This is a genomic window from uncultured Methanobrevibacter sp. (assembly GCF_902784195.1).
Classification (GTDB): domain Archaea; phylum Methanobacteriota; class Methanobacteria; order Methanobacteriales; family Methanobacteriaceae; genus Methanobrevibacter.
Window position 1 is genome coordinate 198,803 of record NZ_CACZTX010000001.1, and the last position, 25,936, is coordinate 224,738.

21 protein-coding genes are annotated in these 25,936 nt (G+C 31.9%); 17 read left to right on the top strand and 4 right to left on the bottom strand.

The window, feature by feature from the left end; genetic code table 11:
- The first annotated feature begins 75 nt into the window (after positions 1-75).
- From QZU90_RS00975 to QZU90_RS01020, 10 genes are all read left to right on the top strand, one after another.
- Entirely contained in the window at positions 76-3,879 is a 3,804-nt protein-coding gene (locus QZU90_RS00975; RefSeq protein ID WP_296854962.1) for a right-handed parallel beta-helix repeat-containing protein, read from the top strand.
- Positions 3,880-4,479: 600 nt separating this feature from the next.
- Positions 4,480-5,484 carry an energy-coupling factor transporter transmembrane component T gene (locus tag QZU90_RS00980; protein WP_296854964.1) on the top strand — a complete coding sequence of 335 codons (1,005 nt, stop codon included), beginning with the start codon at positions 4,480-4,482 and terminating at the stop codon, positions 5,482-5,484.
- A 37-nt stretch (positions 5,485-5,521) separates the two neighbouring features.
- Positions 5,522-7,360 (top strand): ABC transporter ATP-binding protein, encoded by a 1,839-nt coding sequence (locus QZU90_RS00985; RefSeq protein ID WP_296854966.1) that lies wholly within the window; start codon positions 5,522-5,524, stop codon positions 7,358-7,360.
- Between the two features lie 170 nt (positions 7,361-7,530).
- Positions 7,531-8,235 carry an ECF transporter S component gene (locus QZU90_RS00990; RefSeq protein WP_295605054.1) on the top strand — a complete coding sequence of 235 codons (705 nt, stop codon included), beginning with the start codon at positions 7,531-7,533 and terminating at the stop codon, positions 8,233-8,235.
- A gap of 319 nt (positions 8,236-8,554) precedes the next feature.
- The gene (locus tag QZU90_RS00995; protein WP_296854968.1) at positions 8,555-8,797 is read left to right on the top strand and encodes a DUF5654 family protein; all 243 of its coding nucleotides are present in this window, start codon (positions 8,555-8,557) and stop codon (positions 8,795-8,797) included.
- A 148-nt stretch (positions 8,798-8,945) separates the two neighbouring features.
- Positions 8,946-9,749, top strand: coding sequence for a zinc ribbon domain-containing protein (locus QZU90_RS01000; protein WP_296854970.1), 804 nt, complete (start codon positions 8,946-8,948; stop codon positions 9,747-9,749).
- 335 nt (positions 9,750-10,084) lie between these two features.
- Positions 10,085-10,894 (top strand): molybdate ABC transporter substrate-binding protein, encoded by an 810-nt coding sequence (gene modA / locus QZU90_RS01005; RefSeq protein WP_295605060.1) that lies wholly within the window; start codon positions 10,085-10,087, stop codon positions 10,892-10,894.
- 220 nt (positions 10,895-11,114) lie between these two features.
- Positions 11,115-11,789 (top strand): molybdate ABC transporter permease subunit, encoded by a 675-nt coding sequence (modB, locus tag QZU90_RS01010; protein ID WP_296854972.1) that lies wholly within the window; start codon positions 11,115-11,117, stop codon positions 11,787-11,789.
- Between the two features lie 96 nt (positions 11,790-11,885).
- Positions 11,886-12,911: a sulfate/molybdate ABC transporter ATP-binding protein gene (locus QZU90_RS01015; RefSeq protein WP_296854974.1), complete on the top strand. Its 1,026-nt coding sequence runs from the start codon at positions 11,886-11,888 to the stop codon at positions 12,909-12,911.
- A gap of 160 nt (positions 12,912-13,071) precedes the next feature.
- Positions 13,072-16,329, top strand: a complete 3,258-nt coding sequence (locus QZU90_RS01020) for a DUF5814 domain-containing protein (protein WP_296854976.1) — start codon at positions 13,072-13,074, stop codon at positions 16,327-16,329.
- A 187-nt stretch (positions 16,330-16,516) separates the two neighbouring features.
- Here the strand turns inward: QZU90_RS01020 and QZU90_RS01025 are convergent, their stop codons facing one another.
- A complete protein-coding gene (locus QZU90_RS01025) occupies positions 16,517-16,909 on the bottom strand; it encodes a hypothetical protein (protein ID WP_296854978.1) in 393 nt (130 codons plus the stop codon).
- 210 nt (positions 16,910-17,119) lie between these two features.
- On the opposite strand from QZU90_RS01025, the gene QZU90_RS01030 reads away from it, so the two are divergent.
- A complete protein-coding gene (locus QZU90_RS01030; protein ID WP_296854980.1) occupies positions 17,120-17,722 on the top strand; it encodes a YigZ family protein in 603 nt (200 codons plus the stop codon).
- Positions 17,723-18,593: 871 nt separating this feature from the next.
- Here QZU90_RS01030 and QZU90_RS01035 read toward each other — a convergent pair.
- Positions 18,594-20,081, bottom strand: coding sequence for a sodium-dependent transporter (locus QZU90_RS01035; protein WP_296854982.1), 1,488 nt, complete (start codon positions 20,079-20,081; stop codon positions 18,594-18,596).
- A gap of 274 nt (positions 20,082-20,355) precedes the next feature.
- Here QZU90_RS01035 and QZU90_RS01040 point away from each other — a divergent pair, with 274 nt between their 5' ends.
- From QZU90_RS01040 to QZU90_RS01060, 5 genes are all read left to right on the top strand, one after another.
- Positions 20,356-20,838, top strand: a complete 483-nt coding sequence (locus QZU90_RS01040) for an RNA-binding protein (RefSeq protein ID WP_295605355.1) — start codon at positions 20,356-20,358, stop codon at positions 20,836-20,838.
- Between the two features lie 78 nt (positions 20,839-20,916).
- Complete coding sequence (gene arfB, locus QZU90_RS01045) at positions 20,917-21,621, top strand: 2-amino-5-formylamino-6-ribosylaminopyrimidin-4(3H)-one 5'-monophosphate deformylase (RefSeq protein ID WP_295605074.1); 705 nt, start codon at positions 20,917-20,919, stop codon at positions 21,619-21,621.
- 91 nt (positions 21,622-21,712) lie between these two features.
- Positions 21,713-22,105 carry a tRNA (N6-threonylcarbamoyladenosine(37)-N6)-methyltransferase TrmO gene (gene tsaA, locus QZU90_RS01050; RefSeq protein WP_295605076.1) on the top strand — a complete coding sequence of 131 codons (393 nt, stop codon included), beginning with the start codon at positions 21,713-21,715 and terminating at the stop codon, positions 22,103-22,105.
- A gap of 562 nt (positions 22,106-22,667) precedes the next feature.
- Positions 22,668-22,901: an LSm family protein gene (locus QZU90_RS01055; protein ID WP_067146527.1), complete on the top strand. Its 234-nt coding sequence runs from the start codon at positions 22,668-22,670 to the stop codon at positions 22,899-22,901.
- Positions 22,902-23,127: 226 nt separating this feature from the next.
- The gene (locus QZU90_RS01060; protein WP_292775557.1) at positions 23,128-23,313 is read left to right on the top strand and encodes a 50S ribosomal protein L37e; all 186 of its coding nucleotides are present in this window, start codon (positions 23,128-23,130) and stop codon (positions 23,311-23,313) included.
- 366 nt (positions 23,314-23,679) lie between these two features.
- Here the strand turns inward: QZU90_RS01060 and QZU90_RS01065 are convergent, their stop codons facing one another.
- The gene (locus QZU90_RS01065; protein WP_295605081.1) at positions 23,680-24,141 is read right to left on the bottom strand and encodes a hypothetical protein; all 462 of its coding nucleotides are present in this window, start codon (positions 24,139-24,141) and stop codon (positions 23,680-23,682) included.
- 609 nt (positions 24,142-24,750) lie between these two features.
- Here QZU90_RS01065 and rnc point away from each other — a divergent pair.
- Positions 24,751-25,419, top strand: coding sequence for a ribonuclease III (rnc, locus tag QZU90_RS01070; protein ID WP_295605083.1), 669 nt, complete (start codon positions 24,751-24,753; stop codon positions 25,417-25,419).
- 105 nt (positions 25,420-25,524) lie between these two features.
- On the opposite strand, the gene QZU90_RS01075 is transcribed toward rnc, so the two are convergent.
- A complete protein-coding gene (locus QZU90_RS01075; RefSeq protein ID WP_295605085.1) occupies positions 25,525-25,785 on the bottom strand; it encodes a hypothetical protein in 261 nt (86 codons plus the stop codon).
- Positions 25,786-25,936 lie beyond the last annotated feature (151 nt).

Sequence of the window (25,936 nt, forward strand, 5' to 3'; positions counted from 1 at the left end):
TTGGATAGTTTTATATAATAAGTACAATAAAAAATAAACCATAAGAATTTGAATGGAGGTGAAATGACGAATAAAATGAAATTGCCCTCTATTCTTGCTTTAATAGTGATAATATTCTTATCTTTGAGTGCAGTTAGTGCAAGTGATGCAGGGGATTGTATCGCTGATTTGACTAACTCGTCAGATAGTGCAATTGATGATACAATAGCAATATCAGGTTCAAATAATGATTTAACAGAGAGTTTCAATGATTCCAATCTAGAAATTGATGATTCAAATGATTTGGATGATGAAACTGCTTCTCCAAAGGAATCTGAAAAGCTTGGAGGCTCTTATGAAGAGCCAGATACATTATCTGCTGGACCAATCATTATAGACAGTTCAAGCTATTCACAATACTTCGATTCCAATGGAAAAATCAAATCCGGAACATTGAAAGATGGAGATACAATCAAAATCAAAAGCATCTCTGACAAGATATTTACAATAGATAAGAGATTGAACATCATTTGTGATGATGGTGCAAGCTTATCAAATTGTCTTATACGTCTTGTAAAGGGAAGTTCTGGCTCTGTATTGGATAATCTCAGGATTATAAATACAAAGGAAAAGATTGCAGGTTCAAATTATTATTTGTCTGGAATAAGCATAATTGACTCATCAGAGAACACGATAAGGAACTCTGTAATCAATGTGAGTGTCCATAAGTGCTTTGCAATAATGATGTCAAATGCAAGCTATAACAAGATCATCAACAATACGCTAATATCTGGTCTAAGCTCAACAATTCCGATGACAGCTTCATCATACAATGAAATCAGAGACAATTACATAGAGTCCGAATACACCAATATGGTCTATCAAAGTGCCTATGGAAATGGAGATTTCATGCCGATTGAAGATGAAGTCTGCAGTGGAAACATTATAGCAAACAATTACCTTAAAAGTCGAAACGGTACATACAATTCCTATTGCTATGCAATCTATCTGATGCAAACTGCAAGCGGAAATGGTGCAGTGATAGCAAACAACACCATAGAAAACGCTTTCTATGGAATCATTGTTGAAGCTCCGAACACCTTGATATACAACAATACAATATCAAGCATTGGAGGTCCTGCAGCTATTCTAACTACAGGTTCAGGGATTACTGTATCAAATAACAACATCTCAACTGAACATACAGATGTCCATGATTGGAATGATGATGGAAATGTGGTAGCCATTCAAAATACAGGCAAAAACAATGTAATCTCTAACAATACATTAAGGTCTGTAGGTTCAGATTCAATATTGAGCACTGGTGAAAATGCAGTAATTGCAAACAATACAATATATACTGAATCTGCAAACGGCATCAACACTACAAAATCCAATGTGAAAATCGAAAACAACACTCTAATTGGAGTCAATTCAACAGGAGTCATGATTTTTACATCAAGGCTTGCAGAAAACATAACAATAAGGAACAACGACTTTGAAAGCGATAAAAGCGCCATTGTGCTAAGGGGAAATGTCAGCTATACATTGGTCTGTGACAATAGGATAAGCATTTCTGGAGACTCTGATGCCATTGCTGTATTGAAATACACCAATAGGAATCCGATAACTCCAAGTCATAATGCAATCTACAACAATACCATAAACGGTCAAGTTGTGAATATGACTGATCCATCCGAGATTGAAAGGGATGATGAAGGAAATGGCACAGATAATGGTACAAGCGGTGGAGGTACAGGTATTGATGAAGGAACATATAGTGACTCCAAAGTCAATACAACAATCACTGTTACAGACACTTCCATAATCAAAGGTAATGAGCTAGTTGTTTTCTTGAAGGATAAGAATGGAAATCCAATCAGTGGAGCAAACATTACATTCACATTATTGAATAAAAATTATGTAAGAACCACTGATGGAGAAGGTAAAGCAAGCTTGCAAATTAATGCAAATGTTGGCAATTATGCAATGAGTATAAGTTATGCAGGAGATGACACTTTCAATCCATGCAAGGTTTCAACTAAAATAAACGTTTTAAGAAACCAATTCATTGTAACTGAGGATAATTTCTATACATGCTTTGATGACAATGGTTATCTTAAGTCAGATTATGAGGATTATGAACTGATCTTCAAAGGCAACTTCAATGACAAGAGAATCATTTTGAATCGTCCTGTAATCCTAAAGTCTGAAGGCGCAAAGCTATTGGATTCTGTAATCAAGATTGAATCTGACAATGTGGTTGTTGATGGATTCATAATAATCAATTCAAATCCAGGAAATGCAGCTGATAACCATAGGTTTGCAATATTGTTGGACAATGTCAAGAACGTTAATGTAACAAACAACAATATTCAATTGGAAAGCTATGACAATGGATATGGAATCTATGTATCAGAGTCATCCAATTGTAATATTTCAGGCAATACCGTTAAGGCAAAGGCAAATGCATTGACATTTGGAATAATGCTTTACGATTCAAACAATAATGCATTGAAAAACAACGATATTTTCGTAAACGGTACAAACAAGCCTCATCTTTATGATTCAACCATTAAGGTGGACAGTTCCATAAGCGTTGATGACTATGAAGCGGAAGGTATGGTTATTCCAGAGGTCTATAAGACTTACGGCATTATTTTATTCTATTCATCTTCAAACGATATTGGATACAATAATGTAAGTGCAACTTCTGGTGTTGACAAGTACTACACTGCTATCAAGGAATCAACAAATTCCATTGTAGGAATCGACTTGTATTATGAAAGCAATAACAACAAGGTTCATCACAACAAAGTCAATGTTACAGCTAAGGACCCATATCTTTATGGATTAGGTGTTTTGGGAGCGGAAACCGGTAAGAGAGACCAAGTCTCTGCAAACAACAGCTTTACAGATAATGATATTTCTGTAAGTGGAACATATTATGCAGCAGGAATCATTGCAGGTTACAACTCCATAAACACTACAATGGCAAGAAACAAGATTCATTGCGAGTCAAATAATGTGTCCTATGGTGCAATACTTGAAGGTGCTGATGATACAAAGTTCTACAAGAACAATGTCACTTGCAATTCCAGAATCAATTACCTGGTTGAAGGATACGATGCTGATAACAGCAGAATCTATGACAATCATATAGATTACGGCGATAAGGCATTGATTGTAAGGGCTGTTGCATTGTACAATTCCAACAATAACAGGGTTACAAACAATAGCGTTCCTTCATTGAAGCCACTGATTCCTCGCATTGTAAAGGAAATCAATAGAATATGGCAAATGAAATATCCTGAAAGTCCAGTGATATTCACTGAAGAGGACATCATATATAAAAGTGCAAACTCTCCTATGATTGTGAGAAAGGACGGCACTGACTATAATCTATTGGATCTTCTTGACTATGAGCCTACAAGTCACGCAGATGTGATCTCTCCGGAGAATCAGTTGTTTGATGATATTGGCGGTAAGAACAATACATTTGACAACAATGTTGTAAGGGGTTCAGATGGTGGTTCAAGTGGCGGAAGCGGTTCCGGTTCTGGTGGAAGCAATTCAGGAAACGGTTCAAGCTCTAGCAGTTCCAATGGAAATGGCAGTGGAGAAGGAAATGGAAACGGCAATTCTGGATATTCCACTGTGGATGGAACAGGAATCAAGTCAAATTCAACAGTGATGGATGGAAACACAGTAGGTACTTCCTCATCTGCTCCAGTAACTGAATCAGCTACTGCATACAACTTGAATGTTGATGAGGATCCTGCAGCTGCTCGTTCATTGTCATTAGGTGGAATGAATGCTCCTGTGCTTATAATATTGATATTGCTTATACTTGCATGTGCGGCAGAACTTATAAAACGTTCCAAAAGGGACATAAAATAATTTAAATAATTTTTAAGGCATTTTTGCCTTATTCTTTTTTTTATTTTTCATCTATTTTTTTTAATTTATTCGATATTTTTTCTATTTTTAATAGTTTTTTATCTATTTTTTTATAATTTTTTACAAAAATATGAAAAATTTTATAAGCATGTTATTACATAATATTATTATCAATTATAATTTATTTTTTATAAAATATATTTTATAAAATAATGGATTATGTTGAGGACTATGCTTTGGGAACTATATCCTAAAATTAAGGTAATGGATTCCTTATTTAAATTTGCTAGATTATAAAATAAGGAAAAAAATTGCTATTTATTTTCCTAAAGCATAGCTATTTGTTCTTTATTTCAAATAGTTTCATAAGTTTTTTCTCCTTTTCCCCTTTTTTTATTTTTTTAAGCAATTTAAAGCCTTTAAATCAAATTTATTTTACCTTTTATAAAGAAAACTTTATATAGATTACAAATTAAAATATAAATTGTTTATATAATATAAGAAATCAAGCCAATTGAAATAACTATTAATTCTTTTATAATATAAGAAATTAGCTATTGAATAATCTATTTTGAATTTTAAATATATGGGGAACTGCTTATGGAACTTACATCAATTCATCCAGGGGTTTATTTGCTTTATTACTTTATAATGGTTCTCTTTGCATTCATTTTCAGCGATCCATATTTTGTAGTTACTTTCCTTGCTTTGATACTTGTTCTGATTGCCCTTCAGGGAGTAAGTTCCGAACTGAAGAACATATTGAAGTTCTATATTCCATTAAGCATTCTTATACTGATTCTAAATCCCTTGCTTAACAGAACTGGAGCCCATAAGATTTACCTTTGGTCCAACTTCTTTGTAACTTATGAAGCCATTGCATATGGGGTTCTAATGACTTTAGCTCTTCTTATAGTGATTTTGGTGTTCTCATCCTACAACAGGTCAGTTTCCTATCAGGAAATGCTATATATTTTCTCTAAGAAATTGCCTATCATTTCCATGATTATTGTTATGGCATTGAGATTCATTCCGCTCATCAATTCAAGAGCTATTGAAGTTCAAAAGCTGAATAACCTTAAGAACAATGGAATCGAAATGGAAATGGGCAGTGATGATGCTAATGATGCTGAAGGTTATGATGGTTCTGATTCTTTGGATTTGGATCAATTCAATTCAAACATCAATACTGATTATGATTCCAAGATTGTAAACAAGCTAAAATCAAACAAGAGAGTGGCAGCTATCATTAAGGAAGCAAAAACACTTGGTAAGATCATGGGAATAACAGTTTCATGGTCTTTAGAGGAATCAATGTTTACAGCAAAATCCATGAAGGCAAGAGGATACAATGCAACTGAGAGAACAAGCTATTTATCCTACAAGTTTGGAAATGCGGATTATGCTTTTATAGCATTGATAATTGTTACAGTTGGAATAATCATTGTAGGATTGCTTCATGGAGTGGGAATGATTAACATTTACCCTTCAATTGACTTTAGATTCAGCAATTTGCCAATCAATATCTATTATTTGGCATTTATAGTATTCTTATTACCTTTAATTTATCTAGAAATCAAGGAGCGTATCCTATGGAGAAATTAGAAATTAAGATGATGCGTATCCAAATGGAGGAGAATCCATGGCATTGATTGAATTCAATAACTTCAGCTTTGCATACATGAATTCAGATGGAAGCGAATCAGAGGTCAAGTCATTGGACAACATTAACCTTGAAATTGATTATGGTGACTTTGTACTGTTATGCGGACCATCAGGATGCGGTAAAACCACTTTGCTAACTAACTTGAAGAAGGAATTGATGCCTGCAGGCAGAAGATCCGGTGAAATCAAGTTCAATGGAATAAGGATAATAGATATGGATGAGATTTCCTCTGCTTGCGATATAGGATACCTTTTCCAAAATCCGGACAGCCAGATAGTTACAGACACTGTAATTCAGGAGATTGCATTTCCTCTTGAAAACATTGGACTTCCAACAGAAGAGATAAGAAACAGAATAAGCGAGATAGTGGCTTTCTTTGGAATAAACGACATACTTCACAAGAATGTGAATGAGCTATCCGGTGGACAGAAACAGTTAGTCAACCTTTGTTCACTCCTTGTCCTAAGGCCACAGGTGCTTCTTTTAGATGAACCTATGTCACAGCTTGATCCAATCGCTTCATATGAATTCCTATCAATCGTGAGAAGGTTAAATGAGGAATTTTCAATAACAGTGATCATGAGCGAGCATAAGGCAGACAGCATATTCCCATTCATTGACAAGGCAGTGTTCCTCAAGGAAGGAAAAATTGAGTTTGTGGACAATGCACATAACATCTGCAGTGAAGTCATTGATGATGAGATATTTGAAAATTACCTTCCAGCAGTTACCAAAATATACAACTCACTTTCCGTCAAGTATCCAAGTTTAATTAAATTGAATACTCCTTTAAGCATTCGTGAAGGAAGACGTTGTCTTAATACAATCCATGATGATTTAATTAAAATAAGCAATGATGATGTTGATTCCATTAATTTGAATCATGATAATCTACATATCACAAATAAAAAATACCATTCTCAAGAAAAATCAGGCATTTTAGATAAGATTTCATTAGGTGGAAACAAAAATGCACTAATCAACATGAATGGAATATACTTTGCATATGAAAAGGGAAATCTGATTTTGAAGAATGTTGATTTTGAACTCGAAAAAGGCGATTTCGTTAGCTTGATTGGTGGAAATGGAGTTGGGAAGTCAACATTCCTTCAATTGCTGGTTGGAATATTGAAGCCGATTAAGGGTAAGGTGAAGTATAAGAAAGGAATAAAACGGGCTTATGTTCATCAAAATCCTATGATTCACTTTTCCAAGGACAATGTAAAGGAGGAGTTTCTGGAATCAATTCTCGAATCAAAGCTTTTGCAAAATAATTCAGTTGGATTCAATAAGGAAACTTATGACGATCTATTGAAAATGTCTAATGAGGAATTCATTGAATCAGATGTTTTGAATGGCTTGGAATTTGACTCAATCGAGTTCAAGTTCAAGGAACTGATTGAATTCTTTGACATTTGCGACTTGATTGACAAGCATCCTTACGATTGCAGTGGAGGAGAGCAGCAAAAGATAGTGATTGTCAAGGCATTGCTTCAAAATGCTGATGTATTGGTATTGGATGAGCCTACCAAGGGCCTTGACCCAATATCAAGCAAGAATCTTGCAAATATATTGAATTCTCTACGGGACAATGGAATCACAATCCTTATGACAAGCCATGATCTGGACTTTGTTGCAAACAATTGCAAGCGATGTCTCATGCTATTTGACAAGGATATCCAGATTGATGACGATCCTAAAGTGATATTTGCTGAGAATAATTTCTATACTACCTTTGTAAATAGGATGGTAAAGGATTATGTTCCTGAAATAGTCACTTTGGATGACTTGAAAGATAAATGGAATTTGGAGTAAAAAAAAAGTTTTAATTAATAAATAATGATTTTCTAATTTAAGACTGTGTGATAATAAATAATGATTATTTTCTAATTTAAGAGTGTGTGATAATTTTTAATGATTATTTTCTAATTTAAGAGTGTGTGATAATTTTTTATGATTATTTTCTAATTTAAGAGTGTGTAATAATGAGTGCAATGGATCAAATGTTAACAAATATGACTACAAGTGGAAATGCGGTGGTGAATAGTCAGATATTTACCATCACTATGGTGATTTTCCTAATCCTTTTCATTGTAGGTGTGTTTTATGCAATATTCAAGATGTATGAGGCTAAAAAGCCACCGGTTGAATCTATCGTATTGATTGCTGTATTGACAGCTATTGCTGTTGTAGGGCGTATAATTCTCATGTCAATTCCTGCTGTAAACTTGGCATCTTTCATTATAATAATGGTGGGTGTAGTCTTTGGCAAGGAGGAAGGTTTCCTTGTTGGAGCATTGACTGCATTCGTATCAGGTCTCTTTATGGGAATGGGATACTGGGTCCTGTTCCAGATGCTTGCTTGGGGGCTTATGGGAGCCAGTGCAGGATTCCTCGCTTCCAGATTTGATAGTGTAGGATTCAGGATAGTATTTGGGCTTCTTTGGGGATTCCTCTATGGTTGGATTACAGACATTTCAGCTATTTTCTATTCAGGAACCGCTTTGGAGATAACTCCAATCATTGCATTATACCTTAATGGTGTAAGCTATGACTTAACCCACGGTGTAACCAATGCAGTGCTTTTAGTGGTATTGTATGATTGGTTCAAGAAGATGTTTACCAGAGCTAAAGTGAAATACTTGGCTGGACATTCTTCTGATAATGAAAGCATTAGTCTTAGTGACTAATGTTTATTTTTTCTTTTTTTATTTTTACCAATTTTTTATAATTTATCCTAGTTAATGTTTTTATTTTCTCATTTATGTTTATAATTTTCACTTATTTTCAAAATCTTAACTGAAAATTAAGCAAATCTTATTTTAATGTATTATTATAACTGTATTTTAGTAATAACTTTATATATGATAAATTGCATAATATTAAATAACTAAAAATTAGTCAATTCAATTTAACTGAAATTTTATGAGTGAATTTCTTTATTTAAGTTAAATTTGTAGTTAATTGCTAATTTTAGTTGTTTTTTTAAAAATATTATGGAGATATATTATGGTAGCAAAAACTGTTATGAAAACTATTATTACCTTAGTAACCACTGCATTCGGTTTAGTTGCAGGTTTAGCATGGAACGATGCAATCCAAAAGTTAATTGAAACCTTAGTAGGTACTGGAGATGCACTTGGCGGATTATTCATATATGCTATTATTGTAACTATATTAGCTGTTGTTGTAACCATCATTCTTGCTAGAATGGCTGCTAAAATGGGTATTGAAGTAGATGATGAAGTTTAAGGAGAATAAATAGTTTTTATTATTCTCTTTTCTTTACTTTTTTGTTTTAATTTTATATTTTTTTTAATATTTTTGAAAATCTTTTTTTATAATTATATATTCATTAGTTAATTGTATTTTGTTGATTGTTTGTTTAAGGGGGTTGAAAATGGCAAAATATTGTGGAAACTGTGGCAGGGAACTTTCTGATAATGCAAAGTTCTGTCCTAATTGCGGTTGGGAATACGTTCCAAGGTACAAGGCAGATCACTATTCAAACTCACAAGCAAAAGAAGAGTTTGACGGGCCATTTGATGATTTTGATAACAGAAGTTCTACAAATCCTTTTGAAAGCTCTTCCAAAAAGGATTCATCAAAGAGTTCTGGAAATGATAAAGGAAGCATAGGAAATGAAGAAAAATTTCCTTTTAAAAAGGTATGCATTGCTCTTTTCATTCTATTGCTATTGTTTTCAATCATAACATTTTTTTCCTATGATAACAACAATTCAAGCGATTATGACACTTCAGTCATAGAGGATAGTGCAGATAACATATCTGTAGATGAAAACAAATATAGCTTCAATCCTCATGAATCTTGGGGTGATGACCCTTATAAAATTTCAGTAGATAGGAATACATATCTCAGCGGTGAAGGTGAGGTTCAACTTATAGATTCAAACCATTCATACAACATTGAATCAGATGGATTCAACATCACAGAATATGAAACCTATTACGTGAATGTGGATGATGATGACTGGTATGTATTGGACATTTTCAAATGCGAATTTGAAACTCCTTCACAAAGGCAAGTCTATTCAACAGATCTTTCAGATGGAGACCCAATTCTCATTTATGCTGGAAAGGGGGAATATGACGGCTATGGAATAATAATTCCAAATTCAAGTGATAATGCAACTTATAAAAACACTGGATTTTTAGAGTCTATTTTCCATTATAAGGGTGAATAATGGTTGTTTTATATTTAATTTTTTTATTCATAATTCTTTTTTTCTAAATTATTTTATTAATTTTATTTCTAATTTTGCATTTTTATTTTTCAACTATCGATATGAAATTATTCTCAAAATCGATATGAAAATATTTATATATCAGTAAAAAATAAAATATAATTACAAATCAAAAAACATTAAATCCTTATCTAACGAAGTAAAGTAAAAATGAAATTTATTATCATTCGATAATGAAACTTATTTCATAAAGAAATAATTTGTTTTGCTATATGATCTAATTTGATTTGATTTAATGTGTGATTGTGATTTTATTATTAAAAAGGAGAATGAAAATGAATAGAAAAGCTTTGATTATTGCTGTTTTAGCATTGATAGCGGTTATTAGTGTAGGTTCATGCTCTGCTGGATGGTTTGACTTCCTCGGCGGTGAACAAGACTTAAACGGACAAACTGTTAATTTAGCTGCAGCAGCTAGTTTAAAAAATGTATATGATGATGAATTGATCCCTATGTTTGAAGAAAAGTATCCTGGTGTAAAAGTAGTGCCAACTTACGCTTCAAGCGGTGACTTGCAAACTCAAATTGAAAACGGTTTAGAGGCAGATGTTTTCATGTCTGCTGCTAACAAACAAATGAACGCTTTAGCTGATGAAGGTATAGTTGATAATACTACCAACCTCCAATTCTTGGAAAACAAAATCGTATTGATTGTACCTGCTGATTCCAATTCCGACATTAAATCCTTTGAAGATTTAGCAAATGTTGATGGAACCATTGCTATCGGTGACCCTGAATCTGTACCTGCAGGACAATACGCTAAAGAAATCTTAACCAACCTCGGTCTTTGGGACAAACTTGAATCCAAATTCTCTTTAGGTACTGACGTAACTGCAGTATTGAACCAAGTAGGTCAAGGATCTGCTGAAGCTGGTATTGTATACGCTACTGATGCTAAATCCACTGATGATGTAAAAGTCATTTGTGAAGCTCCTGATGATGCATTAGACACTCCATGTATCTATCCTGTAGCTCAAATCAAAGATTCTAAAAATGCAGATGCTGCAAAAGCATTCATGGACTTCTTGCAAACCCAAGAAGCTAAAGACAAATTCGTAGAATACGGATTTACTCTTCACGAATAAATTCAGTATCCATTATTCATGTGAATAAGAAATGATTTAAGGAAATTTAATATTTGATTATTCATGTGAATAATCACTTTTTTTATAAATTTTTAGTTAATATTAAATTATTCATTAAAATTTTTATGCAATTATTATGCAAATATTAATAAGAATTAAAAAGAAATATATTATCTATCACACCGATGAATGATTTAATATTAATTAAGGAGAATATTACATGACAGATTGGTCCCCAATTTTCATCTCAATGAAAACCGCAAGCGTATCAATTTTCATAACCTTTTTCTTAGGTTTGATTGTTGCTTGGGGTCTTTTTAAGATGAAAAATGACACTGGAAAAATTGTATTGGACGGCATATTCACATTGCCTCTCGTATTGCCACCTACTGTAGTGGGTTTCTTTTTATTATGGATTTTTGGTGTCAGAGGGCCTATAGGAAGTTTTTTCATTGACTTTTTTGCATACAAAATAGCTTTCTCATGGCCTGCAACTGTAATTGCAGCAGTAGTGATGTCTTTTCCTTTGATGTACCGTTCCGCAAGAGGTGCATTTGAGCAAATCGATTCCAACCTATTGGATGCAGGACGTACATTAGGGATGTCTGAATGGAAGATCTTTTGGAAAGTTGCATTTGCAAACGCATTGCCTGGAATACTCAGTGGTGGAATTCTTGCATATGCACGTGGATTAGGTGAGTTCGGTGCTACAGCTATGCTTGCAGGAAACATAGCAGGACAAACTAGAACACTCCCAATGGCTGTTTATTCAGAAGTGGCTGCAGGTAATATGGGAGATGCATTTGGCTATGTAATATTCATTGTTTTCATAGCTTTCATTGTGATATTCATCATGGATTATGTCACTTTACGTAAGGAAAAGCAATGGAGATAATGTTTTTATTCTTATTTATTTGTTTATTTATGTTTATTTGATTGAAAATGTAATTTATTTAATTTAATTTTATTTTTATATTCACGAGGAAGGATTATGACTAAGTTATTGAAGGTAAATATCCAAAAGGAACTTAAGGAATTTGATTTGGATGTTGATTTTGAGTTGAAAAAGGGATGTTTAGGTATTTTAGGTCCTTCCGGTTGTGGAAAAAGTATGACATTGAAATCCATTGCAGGTATTGTAAATCCTGATAATGGTTTCATAAGCTTAAATGACACTGTTTATTTTGATTCAAGCAATAAAACTAACTTAAAACCTCAAAAGAGAAATGTAGGTTACCTGTTCCAGAATTATGCACTGTTTCCAAATATGACAGTGGAGGAAAACGTTGCAATAGGATTGGGAAAGGATTATGACAAGAATCACTTGTCTGAAATAATTAAGCGCTATCACTTGAACGGTTTGGAAAAGAGATATCCTAGAGAGTTGTCTGGAGGTCAACAGCAAAGGGTTGCATTGGCTCGTATAATGGCTTATGGTCCTGATGTAATATTGTTTGATGAGCCTTTCAGTGCTATGGATACTTTCCTAAAGGAACAGTTGCGTCTTGAGCTTGTCAATTCTTTAAAGGATTTTGATGGATTTTCAATCATGGTCACTCATAATCGTGATGAGGCGTTCCAGTTCTGTGATGAGTTAATAATATTGGATAAGGGTAAGGTCATAGCGAAAGGAGACACTCATGAAGTCTTTGAAAATCCAAGAAAGGTTCAGGTTGCAAGGCTTACAGGTTGTAAGAACATCTCTAGAATTGAAATAATTGATGACTATCATGTAAAGTCATTGGATTGGGGACTTGAGCTTGAAGTCTCTCAAAAGCTCTCACCTAATATCACTCATATTGGAATAAGGGCTCACGATTTCTCTTCTGCTAAGGAGGATGACTTGAATGCATTTGATACATTAGGTTCAACAAAGATAGAAATGCCTTTTGAATGGGAGATAACCTTGGCAAATGGATTATGGTGGAAATATGACAAACAAATCCATCAACATGAGTTTGCTATTCCTGATTATCTTAAAGTAGATCCTAAAAACATTATTTTATTGGAAGAGTAGTTTAATTGCTCTTTTTTTATCTAATTTTTTTAATTTTAGCTATTTTTAACAAATTTTTATTTTCTTCAATCAATTTTCTTCTTTTTGTCTTAATCTTTTTAAACTATTAAAAATATAATTTAAACTATAATATTTTAAATAAAAATTGGGAATTTTATCAATGATAGTATTAAACAAAAGAAAAAAGACTTGGGAAATGTACCCTATTGGAAGCCCTAAAGGAGCTTTGAATACAAAGCGAAAGCCTGAATTCATCGGTGTATTGAAATTCAAGGAAGATGAGGAAGGCTCAATTTCCATAAACCGTTTTGTAATCAAGGATGAAAAGGAAGACAAGCTCTATCCTCCTTCAAAGGCAATTAATATATTGCGTTCTCAAGCTGTTTTCTTGGCAGAGAAGGATGATAAGCTGGAAGCTTTCCTAAAGCAGAACAACATCAAGGTCAGATTCACTAATATCTGCCAGCATTGCAGTTTTGAAGGGGAAGTCACCATAATCAATTCAGACTTTTCATATCTCTATCATGACCAATTGATCTGCAAGACCTGTGCTGAAAATACAATTAAAAGGGAGCTTCAGCTTAGGGGATATGACAAGAAGGTATTCAGGAACTTCAAGAGAGTGCTTGAAAAGACAGGCAGTCTGGATGATGTTTTGGAAATGCTTTCACCAAGATTTGACCCACTGGCCCACACAGACTTGACACTCTTTGATAGAGTCAAGGTCCATGACGATAAGATTCCTAAAATAGCCATGAAAAGGCTTAAGATACCTGAAGAGTTCAAGCAAGTCATATTAAAAGAGAAAAATGATTATCTCCTTCCAGTCCAATATTTAGCTATTAGGGAAGGATTATTGAAAGGTGAAAACCTATTGGTTGTCTCAGCAACTGGTAGTGGAAAGACATTGGTTGGAGAGCTTGCAGGTATTCCAAAGGCATTGAACGGCAAGAAATTCTTATTTTTAACTCCACTTGTAGCGCTTGCAAACCAGAAGTATAGGGATTTCAAAAAGAGATATGAACCTTTAGGTCTAAAAGTAGCGATTAAAGTGGGTATGAACCGTATCAAGGCTAAAGGAGAGCTAAAGTTACCTAATTCAAACATTCAGGATGCAGATATTGTTGTAGGTACCTATGAGGGAATAGACTTTATGCTAAGGTCTGGAGATTCTGCTGCATTGAATGACTTGGGACTTGTTTTGATAGATGAGATCCATACCATTTCAGATGAGGAAAGGGGATTAAGGTTAAATGGATTGATAAAAAGGATTGAGCATATCTTCCCTAAGACTCAAGTAATAGGTTTGTCCGCTACAATAAAGAATCCTCAGGACTTGGCAAATGACTTCAATATGAAACTGGTTCAGTACAAGGAGCGCCCTGTTCCTCTTGAAAGGCATATTGTCTTTGTAAGGGGAGATGTTCAAAGAAGAATAATCATGAGAAAACTGGTCCAAAGGGAGTATTACAGCACTTCCTCTAAAGGATTCAAGGGTCAAACATTGATATTTACAAACTCAAGAAGAAAAACCCATAAGATAGCGAATTTCCTGTCTGGTAAGGGAATCAACGCTTCAGCATATCATGCTGGATTGTCATACTTCAAGAAGGAAAAGATTGAAAAGGACTTTTCCAAAGGCAAGATTGCAGCAGTTGTCACTACTGCAGCCCTTGCAGCAGGTGTGGATTTCCCAGCATCACAAGTTATCTTTGAATCATTGCTTATGGGTAACAAATGGATCACTCCTAATGAATTTTCACAGATGTTAGGTAGGGCAGGTAGGCCAACATACCATGACAGAGGTGTTATCTATCTCGTTCCAGAGATTGGAAGTGAGTTTGATAATGAAAGTGAAGAGGCAGTTGCACTTGACCTTCTTGAAAGTGATGTCGAGGATATTTTCGTGGATTATACAGAGGATGGATCACTTGAACAGATACTTACCGATATATCATCAAAGTCCTTAAGGAAAGTGAATGATGTTGAGGAATTCTATCAAAATATTCCAGTTCCAATGGATATAATGACAGCACTTGATGAACTTGAAGATAAGGATGCAATAAATATACATGCGGATGATACAATTGATACAACTCGATTTGGTAGGGCAGTTGCAATGTCATTTTTATCTGTGGATGATGGTGTTATCATTAAGGATTCCATTAACGATCCACATTACTTAAGCTATTATTATAAAAAGCCGTTCTTTAAGACAAATCTTAAAGAGTTGAGGTTTCTTTCTGAAAAGATTGATGAAAGCAATGAGAATGCCTTAAAGAAGAATAAGAAGATTCAAAATAAATCTAAGTCTAAGTCTAAAGACAGTTCTAAAAAGGATAAAAAAGATAAGAAAGAGACTAAAGAAAAAGATAAAAAAGACAATAAGGACAATAAGAAGAAAAATAAGTCTAAAAAAGGTTATAAGAAAAATAATGAAGATAAGTCTAAAAATAAGGATAAATCTAAGGATAAACCTAAAAAACCTATTAAGACTAATGAGAATAAGAATAAAGATAATGATAATAATCAAAGCTCTGGAATTAAGTTCATTGTTGAAGAGGATGTAGAAGAAAAACCTGTTAAAAAAGAGACTAAGAAGGAATCAAAGACCAGCATGTATATTGATAATATTGCTGATTATTTCAATGGATTGAATCAATCTAAGGATTATAAGTCTTCAAGTAGTGATAATATTGGCTCTTCAAATCAAAAGAATGATTATAAATCCTCTAAAAAGGATAAATCTAAAGATAATAAGTCAGATGTAATCTATAATAAGAAGACTTCAAATAAGTCTAAAAAGAATAAAAAGAATAAAAACAATAATGCTGCAGCAGTCAAGCAGATCAAGTTTAAGGAAAACATCTTTGCAGACATTCATGAAAAGATGTCTAAAGATGAAGTCAATTCAAATGACTTATTGAAAGTTCAATCAATAGCTCTTGATTTGGAATTGTTTGAAAACGCTTATTTGGCTCCTGTTGTTCATAAGCAAATCATTAGTGCATTGAAGATGAACTTCTCAACAAGGCTCTTTGCTGAATCCACATTGGATATCATATCATCTGGAGAGGCCATTTCAAAGATTGACAAGAAATTCCAGGATGCATTGCTTAAGATTCAAATAGATTTCCTAAGATGTGACTGCAATGAAAGGCCATTCTGTGAATGCCTGCAAAGGGGTATTTCATATTACATAATCAATCAGAGATTGAATGGTAAGGATCCAATTGACATTTCCAATTCTCTTCTTAAGGAATATCAAATCCAAACATATCCTGGAGACATATTCTCTTGGCTTGATGCTTATGTAAGGAATCTGGATGCAATAAGGAGAATAGCTAAGGCATTTGGTAAAAAGGATATAGTGCAGGTTTCAGAAAAATTGATGAAAATAGTGGAATCTGGAAAATAAGTTAAAATAGGTTTTTTAGAAAAGTAGAATTTTAAAAAAATAAAAAAGTGAAAAAAATAAACGGGTATTTTTAAGAAATTTTTGAATTCAAATAAAAAAGTGAAAAAACGGGTATTTTTAAGAAATTTTTGAATTCAAATAAAAAAGTGAAAAAAGAGAATTGGAGTAATTAAAGAATTTTCTCTAATTATCCATTGCTTATAAAGTATCTTAAAAGTCTTGCTAAGAGGTCTGGATTGTCATCAGAGCTTGAGCTTGAGTAATAGCTTGAGCTTGAATCTGAACCTTCTGAATTGAATATCTTGTTCATTCCCTTATCAATCAGTTCAGACCAATCGCTTCCATCGTCATTATAATTGTCGCTATTGTCGCTCTTATCATTAGAATTGAAAAGTGAAAAGAATCCTCCTCCATTTTCAGAACTGTCTAAGTAACCGTTATTATTTTTATCCTCATCGTAATCGCTGGTTGCAATCCAATCTGAAAGACCGCCAGTCATAGAATAAACTGCACTGCTTGCAATAAAAGCAATCAAAGCTATAACAATGTATACTATAAACTTCGCTTTCTTATCTTCCATGATTTCACCTCGATGATTTATAATTTTTTTGATACTTTTTGATGATTTTAATCTAATCTAATTTATGTTTTGATTATTTTTACATAATCGTTGTCATATAAATCTTATCAAAATTAATATTATATCATTAAACATATAAATGTATATGTTAATAATATAAAATAATTAATATAAAACATTTTCTAATAATCAAAATATTGCATTGATACTATGAAAACAATAGCTAAACCTTTCCAAACATCCATAGATATTAAGAAATCTCAATTCATTTGCAGACTATTTCCTGCACAGAATGAACAGGAAGCAAAAGAGATCATCAATAAAATATCTGAAGAGTACAAGGATGCAACACATAACTGCACTGCATATGTAGTTAGCGATGGGGAAGGATTTGATGATGATGGTGAGCCTGGAGGAACTGCAGGAAGGCCTATGCTAAATGTATTGAAGAAAAATGAGATGGAAAACATTGTAGCTATTGTAACAAGGTATTTCGGAGGAATTAAGCTTGGTGCAGGAGGTTTGGTTCGTGCTTACAGCAAATCAGTTCTTGAAACCCTTTCAATTGCTGAGATTGTTGATATGGAACTCTATGAGATATTCAGATTCAGCTTCGAATATCAGCATATAAAGACAATTGACAATGAGATCAGGTCAAAGAATTTGGCTGTTGTTGAAAAGCAGTATGAAGCAAATGTGATTTATTTTGTAGCTTCCAATAATGAGGACATGATTAAAAACATTCAGGAAAAATTAGCGGGTGTAGTAAATATAGAGCATTTAGGAAGCAGATTCTTGGAAAAAATAGATTGATTTTTTATATTTTTAAAATTTTTTCTTTTTTTAAATTATTTAATATTGTTTTAATTTAATATTTTTAACTATTTTTTTATTTTTTCGATATTTAATAAATATTATTAAAAAATAAGTATTTATAATCTTTTATATTAAAAATAAACTATAAATAATAAGAATTACATATTTTTATACCAAAACGTAAACTCTTTAAGTCCAGGAGGTGATATTATGTATTTTTATAGTATTGCCATGAGTTGGAAAAAGAATTGTATCTTTAATGAAAACTCACACTTGGTAAAACATATATTAAAAGGAGGGGCCATTATTTCTGCCCAATCTAAGATTTGGATGGCACTGGTTTTATATCTCATTTACTTGGGATTTATGACCTTTATCATCATAATGGTAATGGTTAAACTGTTATGATGCCATAATGTCTCCTTTAGATTGTAGGAAAAAACAATATTGCAAACTTTTGTTTTTTAACAACCAAACCCTGTTGTTATGAGTTTCGTTTTCTTTGCAATGTCACTTCCTACAATCTTAAATCATTAAAAACCTTTAAATATTATTTATTTCATAATCATTATTAGAGTTTAAAAAGTTCTGTTTGAACTTTTTATTCCAAACTTTTAATATATGTTTTTTTCAATATCTATAGGGTGTATTGCAGGATTTATCTTGCAATATAGGTATTGAAGGATGATTTGAATCTTAATCCATTATTATGGATTGGATTCTAAATTCATTCTAATTAATTGACTATTTTTTTCTGATTTTTAATGATTATATTATGCAGCTATTTCTAAAAAAAGAAAAAAAAGATTAATTTTTCAAAAAATTATTAAAAAAATAAAAAAGAAAATAGAAAATAATTTAAAATAAATTATAATCTATATTCAGTCTTATCCCAGTCTTCGTTAGTAGCAGGCATTTTGGTGAATATTGCAGTTAATGCAATCAATATGACAGTAAGAACACCAAATACGATCAATTCATGCATTGAACCGGTATTTATAATGTCCAATACTCCACCAATCCATACAATTGCTATCACTAATGGCAAAATATATTTAACTATATAAATCCACCATTTGCCTAATTTAATGGTTTTACTACGTGCATTTAAAGTTGGAATAAGCTCTTCACAATTGAAAGTCCATGCAAATAGGTTACATTCCAATAATACTCCGAAGAGAATAGCTATTTGATTGATATATGCATCAACGTATCCAAGGAGTGTTCCACCGTAGGAGGTTGCATACATCATGGATAAGGCAGCTCCTATTATACAAAGGACGGTCATGGTCTTCTTACGGGACCATGTGAACTTGTTTTGAATACTGAATGCCAATGGCTCGATAGTGGACAAGATACTTGTAAGTCCTGCAAGGTAAATTGTCAAGAAGAACAAAGGGCCAATGATGATTGCATATTGGCCTAATACATTCAAAACAGTTGGATAAGCTACGAATACCAATCCTGTACCTTGTGCTACAAGGTCTGCAACTGCTGTACCGCTTTGAAGTGACATGTATCCTAGGATTGAGAAAACCCCTAATGCACAGAAGTTTTCAAATGCGCAATTTGCAAATGCAATGGATAATGTGTTTGTAATCAAGTCCCCTTCCTCTCCGGTATAGCTTGCATAAGTGAATGCAATACTCATACCAAGGCTTAATGAGAAGATTATCTGACCGAATGCGGCCATCCATATGTCAAAGTCCAAGAGCAAGCTCCAATCAGGTGAAAAGAGCTCATTCAATCCTATCATTGCACCAGGTAAGGTTAAGGAGAAAGCTACAATCACAATCATGATTATAAACAATAAAGGAACAAGAACTTTACTTACCTTTCCAAGCCCTTCCTCAAGGTCCTTGTGGGAAATGTACCATATAATTGCCCAACTTGCAAGCATTGCTGTAGCAATGATTGGAATGAAGTTAGTTATTCCGCTAAAGGTTTCCTGAGATTGAAGCAAGGTTGTTGCAAAGTAGGTATTAGGGTCTGCTCCCCATCCCTTAAAGAAACTCAAAATTACATATATTCCATCCCATCCAAGTATACATGAATAATAGATCATAATTATGAATACGGAAATAGGCAAGAGCCATCCTAAAAATTCATAATTTGCATGTATTTTACGAATAGCCTTTGGAAAGGATGATTTGAAATTATATCCAACACCATATTCCAAGATTAAAAATGGAACTCCCATCAGCAATATAGCAACGATATATGGAATGTAGAATGCTCCTCCACCATTGCTGTATAAAACGTATGGGTATCTCCATATGTTTCCAAGTCCTACAGCAGAACCTACCATTGCCAAAACAAATGATAGATTACTGCCCCATTCGTTTTTATCACTCATAAAAAATCACAAAATTGTTTAATAAATTAATTGATTAAATTGAAAAATAGAACACTTTAATCTTCTAAATAATCATTTTAACTTATTTAAAGATTATTTCTAAATTAATTTAATATTACTATATTGTATTCCAAAATATAAAAACTATACTATGTTAATTTGTATTTTTCATTGAATGATTTTATTGAATTTTAGTAAAATATTATTAAAATAAAGTACATAAATAATCATAAGATTTTTTTAATGAAATTAACTACTATAAAATTTTAAGGTGCTGGTTTTGAAAATAAAAAAAAGATATTTCCTAAAGAAAAAGAAAGTGAAAGCCATTAAGGAAGAGCTTGGAGATTACGGGTCCTTCATCAACAACAAGGACACTCTTGAGATGTTGGAAGCAGAGGATTATGATTTCATTCTAGTCAATGGAGAGCCTTACATCATTATGATTAACGGCAAGCCATATCCTACACTTAAGGCTGCATTGAATATAGAATTGGACAGCAAGGTGGTTGTAGTGGATATGGGTGCAGTAAGGTTTGTAACCAAGGGTGCAGATGTAATGAGCCCTGGTATTGTTGATGCGGACGAATCCATTGTGGAAGATGATGTTGTAATCATTGTTGAGGAAACACATAATAAGCCTTTAGCAATGGGAATCGCATTGATAACTGGTCCTGAAATGGTTGAAAATTCTGAAGGAAAAGCTATCAAATCACTTCATTATGTTGGAGATGCAATTTGGAATTTGGAAGTGTAAAATATTTTTATAGCTATTTGACTATTTAAGAGTTAATCCTTAGCTATTAATGTTAATTTTATTTATTTAAGTGATAATATGGTTGAATTGAGAGTAAACGCTGGAAATGTTAAGAATCCAAATGTTCATAAGATTGGAATAATTGCACTTGGATCACATCTTGAAAATCATGGTCCTGCACTTCCTATTGATACAGATGCTAAGATAGCTTCATATATAGCTTTCCATGCTGCTTTGGAAAGCGGAGCCAAGTTCTTGGGAGTAATTTATCCTGCTCATGAGATAAAGGAGATCAATCATGGAATACATGTTTCCTTAGATGACTTGACAGATGAAATCGTTAATGTATTGAAATCAGCAAGGAAGCATTTGGGAATCAGCAGTGTAGTGATTGTAAATGGTCATGGTGGCAATTTGCCTATAGTTACTAAATTATATGATATTGAAGAGCAAACAGGCCTTCTCATTACATTAAACAGCAAGATCATTGAATCTGAAGGGCCACATGGAGGTTCCGGTGAATTGTCCATGGCAAAGGTTTTAGGTATCATCAATGAGGATGAAGTCAAGAATCAGACTGATTTAAGCGAATATGGTGAAGTTGGCCTATACATGTTTGGCCAAGCAAGAAAAAATGACCCTAACATTGAAGAAGGTGCAATGGACATTGAAGAAAACGGCGTTTATGTTGATGAAGTTTATGGAAATGAACTCTTGAAGTTAGCAATTAACTCTGTATTGCTTGATGTTGAAAAGCAATTGGATTCCCATTATGGATACTGATTTTGATTGATTTTTAATTAGTTTTCTATTCTTTTTTATTTTTTTTTATTTTTTAAATTAGACATTGTAAATTATTTTTAGGATTGATTATATGGATGAAGAAATTATTTTTAAGCCGATTGGATACATCAAGTCTCCATATGAAGATGTGAAGAATATGCCTAAATCCACTAGGGAGTCAGGTGATGTGGAAGCTGAAATGATCATAAATGAAGAGTATCTTGAAAGCATGTCCAGCATGGAAGTCGGTGAGGAGTATATGGTATTATTCCATTTCCATAAGTCAGAAGGATTTAAGCAAAGAGTCCCATTTAGGGGAGACGGTCCAATAAAGGGATTGTTTTCAACTCATGCCCCTAATAGGCCAAATCCAATTGGAGTCTCTACAATAAGGATAACAGAAATTGATGGTAATGTAATTAAGTTCACTGGAGTTGACATGCTTAATGGAACTCCTGTTCTTGACATAAAGGATATTTTATAATTTTTCTAATTTTTTATCAATTATTTCATATTTTTATTATCCTAATCTTTTTTTATTTTCTTATTTCTTATTCTTTTCTTAATTTACTAATTATTTTTTATTCTTTTTTCCATATTGAATAATTTTATTTATTTTCATTTGAAAATAGGGATAAATATTAACTATTTGGGCTATTTAGGTAAAAACCTTTATATACTATTTAAAATATATATTATATTAATATTAATTTGGTTTAGCTATATTATTATTGATTATTTTCAAATCTTATTGGAATTTAATAATTTTTAATAATTTTTAAGATAATTTTGGTTTTTTAATTTTATAGTTGATCTTATTAATTTATTAATTTTTAGAAAAATTCTAATAATAGAGATTTTGTGTCTAAAACATATTGTCTTTTATTTTTTCTAAAAAATTCCTTAACTACTGGTATAATATCTTAAAATAAATATTATAGCTTGATATTTGTTTTAAAAAGAGGCTTTTTTTCCTTATTTGAATAGGAAAAATAGTTAAGTTTATATATTATACGAACATATTTAATATAGTATAGGTGATAATCATGAGCGGACAACAAAATGTTCAAAGACCACTTGACGCATTAGGAAAAGCAGTAAACTCTCCAGTTTTGATTAAACTCAAAGGAGAAAGAGAATTCAGAGGTATCTTAAAAAGTTTTGACTTACACATGAACTTAGTACTTAATGATGCTGAAGAATTAGAAAAAGGAGAAATAATGAGAAGATTAGGTACTGTTCTCATTAGAGGAGACAATATTGTATACATTTCTCCATAGAAACTTAGTTTCTTATTTTTTCTATTAGTTTTTCTTTGTTCTACTCAATAAAGATTATTGAATTATTATTTATTAGTTAAATTAGTTTGTTTTATGAATTAATTTAATTAATTATCTATTTTATGTTCTTATTTCAAATAAGACTGTTTTATAGACCATTTATGAATTCTACGGAATTCGATAAAATTTACGATTATTGTTGTTATTAATTTAGGAGGAGATAGAAGTGAAAGGAACTCCATCAATGGGTAAAAAGAATAAAAAGACCCATATTAGATGTAGAAGATGTGGTAAAAACTCATACCACGTACGTAAGAAAGTTTGTGCTTCTTGTGGATTCGGTAAATCCAGTAAAATAAGAAGATACAGTTGGCAAAACAAAAAACCTACCACTCGTCAAAGATTAGTATAGGTTTGCCAAAGTTTTTAAGCATATAAAATTTATTTGAGATAATAAAAGCGAATTATCCAATCAAACTTTTAAAAAAGTTTGATCAAAACTTTTTTATTAAAGCTAATTATCTCAAAACCACTTACTATTTTTATTATTTTTATTTCATTTAGTCTATTTTAGGTATTTTATATTATATTTTTTAATCTTTTTAGCCTATTTTAGGTATTTCATATCTTATTTTTTAATCTATTTAGCTTATTTGAGGTATTTTTAACTAACTAATAGTTTTTATAAAAAAAGTAGATTTACATCAAATTAATTTTAAAATATTTTAAAAGAAGAGTTTTTAGATTAAGAATTATTTAAAAAAAGTAGTTTTAATGATTATTGAAAATCAGCAATGACCTGATCTAACTCCAGTTGAAGCTTTTTTAACAATTTCACATTTTTTCCAGTCTTATCCAGGATAATGGTCATTATCTTATCAACTTCATTCTCTTGATAGTTTGGATCTATCTCTTCACTGACACTATCCCATAGCTCTACAGCCCAGTTTTTCTTGCCGTTGTAGACTTGATCAATCAGTGTCAATTTGCCGTTTTTAAGTCTAAACAATCTAAAGTCTTGTTTTGGATTGGATTTCTTTCCTTCCTTATTGCAGTCAAGATATAATCCATCTGAAAACTCGGTTTTATAGTCTCCTGCCTTAACAAATTCCCCTACAAGGGAAAATCCATTCAACACACTTTTATCTAATCCTGTGACGGTTTTTACCCATCCGCCTATAGCTCTAAAGTTTATTGAAGGGTCTATATTTGTTATCTCTTCACACCAATTAAGAAGCATATTCATTCTCCAAAAGCATAATATTAAATTTATTTTATTTTATTTTATTTTAATTGATTTTTTGTTATAATATGTCTTTTAATTTTAATAAAATCCAAGATAAAAATTATATTAATATTGAAATTAGCTATAATTTTGCCTTGTTCGTTTAAAAAGGGATTAAAAATATATTATTTAAAAAAAACATAAAATGCTAATGTTCTTTAAATTCTGATTTAAATCTTTAAGCCGAAACTTAAACCTGATTTTCAGCAATTTAACATTATTTAAAAATAGGTTTTATGCTTGTTGGATTATATTATATTAGTTTATTTATAAATGGATTATTCGAGAGCATTTGAAAACTAATATTTTGACAAATATGTTTAATTTTTGTTTAGAAATAGTTAATCTTACATAACAATTGTTTAAGATTTATATATTAAGGATAACAAATAATTAGTTAAGTATAGTTTTATGCAGATAAATGATAGTGCTGTTATGATAATTTAATATTAATTTATTGAATGATATATGGGGTAATATTAAATTATTATAATAATTCATCTAAATTCACTAAACGCTATTTTTAAAACTATATTAAATAAATTAATCATTGAGTGAATTAAAATGAAATTATTGGAAAAGTTTAATATTGTACCTAATAACGAAGATTTATATGTAATTGCATTTACTCATTCTTCATACAGTGCCAAACATGACTTGGATTATGATTATGAAAGACTTGAGTTTCTTGGAGATTCCGTTTTGAATATGCTCACTTCAGAATTCCTCCAGAATATGCATCCTAGTTTTAGTGAAGGGAAATTGACTAAGCTTCGAGCTAATTATGTCTGTCAGAACGCTTTGATTGTATATTCCCATGAAAATAACTTGGATAAATGCATCAGATTGAACCTGGAAGACAATGCGCTCACTGACAATGAGGTAATTTCAATAACTGCCGACGTTTTTGAGTCTTTTTTAGGAGCCATTTATCTTGATCAAGGAATAGACAAGGCGAAGGAATTCCTGGAAAAAACAGTTTTCCCATATATTGAGAAAAAAACCATATTCTTCTATGATTACAAATCCACTATCAAGGAGTATGGAGATGCTGAAGGTGTAGAGGTTAGCTATGAATTGCTTGAAGAGCATGGTGCACCACATGACAAGACATTCGTAATGAGGATCTTGATTGATGGCGTTGATTACGGTCATGGTGTGGGTAAAAGCAAAAAAGATGCAGAGCAATTGGCTGCATGTAAAGCTATTGATAAGCTAAAAATAGAAAAATAACTTGTTAAATAGATTATTAAAGAACATATTTTTTAAAAAATAGATTATTAAAGAATAGTTTATTAAAAAAAGATTATTAAAGAATAGATTGTTAAAATAGTTAAACTATTCCTCGTATATCTCAAGACAAATCTCATAGATTGTTTTCAAATCTTCTTTTATATCGAATTTAATGTTTTCCGGATTTTTTTCATTGAAGTGATTTATGACTTTATTCTCATCTATTTCATGATTATCAATTAGGTCCATGATGATTTTAGACACTATCTTGCTTGTTTCAACGGTAATTCCATCATTGAACAAGAGTTCATATAATTCAATCAATAAATCAGTATTGTCAAATTCAATTGGATTTTCTTTTGTCATGAGATAATTCCTTATTTTTATTGTTAAATGATTATATATGGGTTATATATATTAATATTTGCTATTTTTTATATAAAACATTTATAAGTAAATATAAATAGTATTAGAATATATATTAATAATGCATAATACTTATATACTTTAAGAAAAT

Coding starts and splice junctions, on each gene's coding strand:
- QZU90_RS00990 (WP_295605054.1), top strand. CDS start 7,531: ATGAGTGCAATGGATCAAATGTTAACAAATATGACTACAAGTGGAAAT.
- QZU90_RS01075 (WP_295605085.1), bottom strand. CDS start 25,785: ATGACAAAAGAAAATCCAATTGAATTTGACAATACTGATTTATTGATT.
- modA (WP_295605060.1), top strand. CDS start 10,085: ATGAATAGAAAAGCTTTGATTATTGCTGTTTTAGCATTGATAGCGGTT.
- arfB (WP_295605074.1), top strand. CDS start 20,917: ATGGTTGAATTGAGAGTAAACGCTGGAAATGTTAAGAATCCAAATGTT.
- QZU90_RS01000 (WP_296854970.1), top strand. CDS start 8,946: ATGGCAAAATATTGTGGAAACTGTGGCAGGGAACTTTCTGATAATGCA.
- QZU90_RS01055 (WP_067146527.1), top strand. CDS start 22,668: ATGAGCGGACAACAAAATGTTCAAAGACCACTTGACGCATTAGGAAAA.
- tsaA (WP_295605076.1), top strand. CDS start 21,713: ATGGATGAAGAAATTATTTTTAAGCCGATTGGATACATCAAGTCTCCA.
- modB (WP_296854972.1), top strand. CDS start 11,115: ATGACAGATTGGTCCCCAATTTTCATCTCAATGAAAACCGCAAGCGTA.
- QZU90_RS00980 (WP_296854964.1), top strand. CDS start 4,480: ATGGAACTTACATCAATTCATCCAGGGGTTTATTTGCTTTATTACTTT.
- QZU90_RS01025 (WP_296854978.1), bottom strand. CDS start 16,909: ATGGAAGATAAGAAAGCGAAGTTTATAGTATACATTGTTATAGCTTTG.
- rnc (WP_295605083.1), top strand. CDS start 24,751: ATGAAATTATTGGAAAAGTTTAATATTGTACCTAATAACGAAGATTTA.
- QZU90_RS00995 (WP_296854968.1), top strand. CDS start 8,555: ATGGTAGCAAAAACTGTTATGAAAACTATTATTACCTTAGTAACCACT.
- QZU90_RS01035 (WP_296854982.1), bottom strand. CDS start 20,081: ATGAGTGATAAAAACGAATGGGGCAGTAATCTATCATTTGTTTTGGCA.
- QZU90_RS00975 (WP_296854962.1), top strand. CDS start 76: ATGAAATTGCCCTCTATTCTTGCTTTAATAGTGATAATATTCTTATCT.
- QZU90_RS01020 (WP_296854976.1), top strand. CDS start 13,072: ATGATAGTATTAAACAAAAGAAAAAAGACTTGGGAAATGTACCCTATT.
- QZU90_RS01030 (WP_296854980.1), top strand. CDS start 17,120: ATGAAAACAATAGCTAAACCTTTCCAAACATCCATAGATATTAAGAAA.
- QZU90_RS01065 (WP_295605081.1), bottom strand. CDS start 24,141: ATGCTTCTTAATTGGTGTGAAGAGATAACAAATATAGACCCTTCAATA.
- QZU90_RS01015 (WP_296854974.1), top strand. CDS start 11,886: ATGACTAAGTTATTGAAGGTAAATATCCAAAAGGAACTTAAGGAATTT.
- QZU90_RS00985 (WP_296854966.1), top strand. CDS start 5,522: ATGGCATTGATTGAATTCAATAACTTCAGCTTTGCATACATGAATTCA.